Raw genomic sequence first — 5,900 nt, 5'->3', positions numbered from 1 at the left:
CCACGTGATCATTCCGGGGCCGTCGTCATGCCCGGAAGGCAGATCACGACCGTCACGCATCACGCATGATCAGCCACCCGACAGGCTCTGAGGCGGCGCGCCCATGGGCACCCGAAGGGCGGGGGATCTTCGCAAGAAGTCCAGTTTGGCGTACAACCCTTCACAGGTGTGGCGGGTCTGGTCTGTCGAGTCAGCAGACTCTCAGACCGAACGAGCCCCGCTCGGGTCGCATCACATACTCGCGGGGCCCTTTCTCCACTGGGGAAATACATGCGTATTCGTGCCACCGTGGCCGCCGTCTCCGGCGCCCTGGCCCTGTCCGCTCTGGCCGTCCCGGCCGCCCACGCGGATGACGCCGCGAACCTGCCGAACATCCCGACGTCGGCGGCCGAGATCTTCGACATCGCCCCGCAGGGCGCGTCGAAGGCCGCCCGTGCGGCGGCCACGTCCGAGCCCGTCATCTCCAAGGTCGTCGTCAACGGCGGCAAGGACATCGTCCTGGGCACCACCGCCTCCAAGACGGTCTCCGCCTCGATCACCGCCTCGCACCCCTCCGGCATCTCCGACGCCTTCGTCGCCCTGTGGCACGGCAAGGACCTGTCCTCCCCGGACACCGTGGACGGGGCGCTCGTGCCGAACGAGGACGTGGCCAAGTGCACCAAGGTCAACGCGACGACCTCCACGTGCAAGCTGACCTTCACGATCGACCCGCGCTACGACCTGTACAAGAACTCCCTGGCCGGTACCTGGAAGGTCGCCGTGGCCGTGCTCTCCGGCGATGAGACCAGCGCCGCCGAGAACCAGTCCTACAGCACCGCCCGTGTGCAGCGGCTGTCGAAGCTGACGGTGAACGCCGCTCCGGAGCCCGTGAAGAAGGGCGGGACGATCACCGTCACCGGCAAGCTGTCGCGGGCGAACTGGGAGGACCACAAGTACCACGGCTACACCGTCCAGGCGGTGAAGCTCCAGTTCCGCAAGAAGACCAGCTCCACGTACACCACGATCAAGACGATCAAGACGAACAGCACGGGCAACCTGAAGACGACCGTCAAGGCGTCGGTCGACGGCTACTGGCGTTACAGCTTCGCCGGTACGTCCACCACCCCGGCCGTCACGACCGCGGGCGACTTCGTCGACGTGCGGTAGTTCCTCCGTACGACACAGGCACCACCGCGCACCACTCCGGGCCGTGCCCGGGAGGACGGCTCCCGTCCTCCCGGGCACGGCCCGTTCGCGTCCCGGGAGCTACACCGGGAAGCGGCGGCCGACCAGCCGCCAGGCGAACTCCAGGCCGGCCGCCGCCACCACCGCGATTCCCACCGCGGTCCACGGCATCGCCGCTCCCACCAGCTTCAGCGCGAAGAAGTTCTGCAGCCACGGCACCACCAGCACAATCAGGAACGCCAGCCCCATCGCCGCCACCAGGCAGATCCGCCACCAGGTGTACGGACGGGCGATGATCGCCAGGACCCACATCGAAATCAGGAACAGCGTGAGCGTGGCCACGCTGGTCTCCGCGTCCAGCGCACCCGTACCGGAGTAGTAGTGCCGGGCGACCATGTACGTCACGAAGGTGGCGACGGCCGCGATGATGCCCGACGGGATCGCGTACCGCATGACGCGGCGCACGAAGTGCGGATGGGCCCGTTCCGTGTTGGGGGCGAGGGCCAGGAAGAACGCCGGGATGCCGATCGTCAGCGTCGACAGCAGCGTCAGATGGCGCGGCAGGAACGGGTAGTCGACCTGGAAGCAGACCACCAGGATCGCCAGCAGCACCGAGTAGACGGTCTTGGTCAGGAACAGGGTGGCGACCCGGGTGATGTTGCCGATCACCCGGCGGCCCTCGGCGACGACGGACGGCAGGGTCGCGAAGCTGTTGTTGAGCAGCACGATCTGGGCGACGGCCCGGGTCGCCTCGGAGCCCGACCCCATGGCGACGCCGATGTCGGCGTCCTTCAGCGCCAGCACGTCGTTGACGCCGTCGCCGGTCATCGCGACGGTGTGACCGCGGGACTGGAGCGCGCCGACCATGTCCCGCTTCTGCTGCGGGGTGACCCGGCCGAAGACCGCGTTCTCCTCCATGGCCGTGGCCATGTCGTCCGGGTCGGCGGGCAGTCGGCGCGCGTCCAGGGTGTTCTCGGCGCCCGGCAGGCCGAGCTTTCCGGCGACCGCGCCGACGGAGACCGCGTTGTCGCCGGAGATGACCTTCGCGGCGACCCGCTGGTCGGCGAAGTAGGCCAGCGTCTCCCCGGCGTCCGGCCGCAGCCGCTGTTCCAGGACGACCAGTGCGCTCGGTACGGCTCCGGCGGCGACGTCCGGCCCTTCGAGCTCGCCCTGCGCGCGGGCCAACAGCAGCACCCGCAGCCCCTGCTCGTTGAGCTGCTCGATCTCGGTGAGTGCCGGGTCCTGCTCGGGCAGCAGCACGTCGGGCGCGCCCAGCAGCCAGATCGACGCCCGGCCGCCGCCCTCGTCGAACGCGGCGCCGCTGTACTTGCGGGCCGAGGAGAACGGCAGCGACTGCGTGCACCGCCACTCCTCCCCGTCCGGGTAGGCGTCGACGATGGCCTGCAGGCTGGCGTTGGGCCGGGGGTCGGACGCGCCGAGGGCGCCCAGCACGCGCTGTATGTACGTGTCGTCGACGCCGCCCAGCGTCCGCACCTCGGTGACGTCCATGCCGCCCTCGGTGAGGGTTCCGGTCTTGTCCAGGCAGACGACGTCCACACGGGCCAGGCCCTCGATGGCGGGGAGCTCCTGCACCAGGCACTGCTTGCGGGCGAGCCGTACGACCCCGATCGCGAAGGCGACCGAGGTGAGCAGCACCAGGCCTTCCGGGACCATCGGGACGATGCCGCCGACGGTCCGCGCGATCGACCCCTTGATGTCGTTGCCGTTGACGACGAACTGGCTGATGATCAAGCCGATCGCGGTCGGCACCATCATCCAGGTGACGTACTTGAGGATGGTGGAGATGCCGGTGCGCAGCTCGGACTGGACGAGGGTGAAGCGGGACGCCTCCTCGGCGAGCTGCGCGGCGTAGGCCTCGCGGCCGACCTTGGTGGCGGCGAACGAGCCGCCGCCCGCGACGACGAAGCTGCCGGACATGACGAGGTCGCCGGGCTGCTTCAGTACCGGGTCCGCCTCGCCGGTGAGCAGCGACTCGTCGATCTCCAGGCTGTCGGCCTCGGCGACCGTGCCGTCCACGACGACCTTGTCGCCCGGGCCCAGCTCGATGAGGTCGCCGAGGACGATCTCGGAGGTGGAGATCTCGGCCGAGACCCCGTCGCGCCGCACGGTGGGTTTCGCCTCGCCGATGACCGCGAGGCCGTCCAGGGTCTTCTTGGCCCGCCATTCCTGGACGATGCCGATGCCGGTGTTGGCGATGATCACGAAGCCGAAGAGGCTGTCCTGGATCGGCGCGACGAACAGCATGATCAGCCAGAGCACGCCGATGATCAGGTTGAACCGGGTGAAGACGTTGGCGCGGACGATCTCGCTCAGGGAACGCGACGAGCGGACGGGTACGTCGTTGACCTCACCCCGGGCGATCCGCTCGGCCACCTCGGCAGCGGTCAGCCCACGGATGTTCACGACCGGGGCCGGCAGCTTCACGGGATGGACCGGGTCGAGCTCGGACCCGGCATCGATCATGGCCGGTCCGGGGCGGTCGGCGGAACCGGGAGCCCCGGGGGGCTGCTCGCCGGAGGAATGGGGTGCCCGCTGCATCATGGTTCGACGGTACGGGGGGAACGTCCGAATCACCCACCGGGGGTACGAAGATCAGACCGGCGGAGGAGGGGAATGGTCCTACGGGGGTACGGAGCCCCGGAGCCCCAGGTGAGACGCGTCACGTTACGCGGAGGCGTCCGAGGTTCCCTTGCCGTCCCGCCCGGCGCCGGAGCCCGAAACCCCGGCCGACTCGTCCGCGGCCGCCGCGGCCCGCTTGATCGCCGCGTCCCGTCCCCGTACGTACCAGATGCCGATCAGGCCGAGTCCCGCACCGGCCAGGCAGGTCCACACCCACCACGCATGCCCGTGGTCGTCGAACCAGCCGTAGAACGGGAGCTGGACCAGGAAGAGGACGAACCAGAGGATCGTGCCGCCCGTGATGGTGGCGACAACGGGCCCCTCCAGGGGCTCGGGTGCCTCGTGCTTCGGTGTCCACTTCGCCATGACCTCAGTGTATGGGGCTCCCTGCGCCCCCTCCCGTACCCCGTAAAGACGGCATACATAAAGGCCGTCATCCCAGGCGGGCCACGGGTCTACGCGCGGAGATAGCGATCTTCGCCTTATGTATTCATACTGAATCTGCTTGCGACTGTCTCGAATTATTCGTCTGAACGTCCAAAGCTGACCACTTTTAACCCCCCTACGTACGACTGAGGTCCTACATGTCCCCCTCGGCCACCGCTCCGGTCGATTCCACGCAGTCCTCGGGCCCTCAGCCGCACAACGGCCTGGATCGCTTCTTCAAGATCTCCGAGCGGGGGTCGTCGGTCGCACGCGAGATCCGCGGCGGATTCGCCACGTTCTTCGCAATGGCGTACATCATCGTGCTGAACCCGATCATTCTCGGCAGCGCGAAGGACATGTACGGGCACCAGCTCGACAGTGGCCAGCTGGTCACCGCCACCGTGCTGACCGCCGCGTTCTCCACACTCCTGATGGGCGTCATCGGCAATGTGCCGATCGCGCTGGCCGCCGGCCTCGGTGTCAACACCGTCGTGGCGCTCCAGCTCGCCCCCAGGATGAGCTGGCCGGACGCCATGGGCATGGTCGTCCTCGCGGGCATCGTGGTCATGCTGCTGGTCGCGACCGGGTTGCGCGAACGCGTGATGCACGCCGTACCGAAGTCGCTCCGCAAGGGCATCGCGATCGGTATCGGCCTCTTCATCCTGCTGATCGGCCTGGTCGACTCGGGCTTCGTCTCCCGCATCCCGGACGCCGCGCACACCACCGTGCCGCTCCAGCTCGGCAGCGACGGTCACCTCACCGGCTGGCCGGTCCTCGTCTTCGTCATCGGTGCGCTGCTCACCCTCGCGCTGCTCGTCCGCAAGGTGTCGGGCGCCATCCTGATCTCCATCGTCGCGATGACGGTCGTCGCGCTGATCATCGACGCGATCGCCGACCTGCCGGGCGAGGCGTGGGGCCTGACCGTCCCGCAGTGGCCGGGCAACCCGGTCGCCACCCCGGACTTCGGGCTGATCGGCAAAGTAAGTCTGTTCGGCGGCTTCGACAAGGTCGGTGTGCTCACCGGCGTCCTGTTCGTCTTCACCGTGCTGCTGTCCTGCTTCTTCGACGCGATGGGCACCATCCTCGGTGTCGGCGACGAGGCGAAGCTGACGGACCAGGACGGCAACTTCCCCGGCATCAACAAGGTGCTGTTCGTCGACGGCATCGCGGTCGCCGCGGGCGGTGCGACCTCCGCCTCCGCGGGCACCTGCTTCGTGGAGTCCACGGCGGGTGTCGGTGAGGGCGCCCGTACCGGCCTCGCGAGCATCGTGACGGGTCTGCTGTTCACGGTGGCGCTGTTCCTGACGCCGCTGGCGACCATGGTCCCGTCGCAGGCGGCCACCCCGGCGCTGCTGGCAGTCGGCTTCCTGATCATCTCGGGTTCGGTGCGGGACATCGACTGGAGCGACTACACGCTCGCCATCCCGGCCTTCCTGGCCATGCTGATGATGCCGTTCACGTACTCGATCACCAACGGCATCGGCATCGGCTTCATCGCCTTCTCCGTGCTGCGGGTCGTGGCCGGGCGCTGGCGCGAGGTGCCGGCGGCCATGTACGTGGTGTCGGCGGTCTTCGTCTTCTACTACGCGATGCCGGCCCTCGGCCTCACGTCGTGACCGCTGCCCCCCTGATCCCCGCGGTCCCGGGACTCACGTGACCTCTTCGGCCCT

Annotated in this window: 4 protein-coding genes; 2 read left to right on the top strand and 2 right to left on the bottom strand. The window is 68.6% G+C overall.

Going from position 1 to position 5,900, the window contains the following annotated elements:
• Positions 1-270 precede the first annotated feature (270 nt).
• Positions 271-1,146, top strand: a complete 876-nt coding sequence (locus ACFVV1_RS39080; RefSeq protein WP_389999917.1) for a DUF5707 domain-containing protein — start codon at positions 271-273, stop codon at positions 1,144-1,146.
• Between the two features lie 99 nt (positions 1,147-1,245).
• On the opposite strand, the gene ACFVV1_RS39075 is transcribed toward ACFVV1_RS39080, so the two are convergent.
• Positions 1,246-3,726, bottom strand: a complete 2,481-nt coding sequence (locus tag ACFVV1_RS39075; RefSeq protein WP_389999914.1) for an HAD-IC family P-type ATPase — start codon at positions 3,724-3,726, stop codon at positions 1,246-1,248.
• Positions 3,727-3,849: 123 nt separating this feature from the next.
• A complete protein-coding gene (locus ACFVV1_RS39070; protein ID WP_389999911.1) occupies positions 3,850-4,170 on the bottom strand; it encodes a DUF2530 domain-containing protein in 321 nt (106 codons plus the stop codon).
• Positions 4,171-4,388: 218 nt separating this feature from the next.
• On the opposite strand from ACFVV1_RS39070, the gene ACFVV1_RS39065 reads away from it, so the two are divergent.
• Positions 4,389-5,846 (top strand): NCS2 family permease, encoded by a 1,458-nt coding sequence (locus ACFVV1_RS39065; protein ID WP_389999908.1) that lies wholly within the window; start codon positions 4,389-4,391, stop codon positions 5,844-5,846.
• The last annotated feature ends 54 nt before the right edge of the window (positions 5,847-5,900 follow it).

Source organism: Streptomyces sp. NPDC058092 (assembly GCF_042884935.1).
Lineage (GTDB): Bacteria > Actinomycetota > Actinomycetes > Streptomycetales > Streptomycetaceae > Streptomyces.
This window is presented reverse-complemented; position numbering and strand designations above follow the sequence as displayed.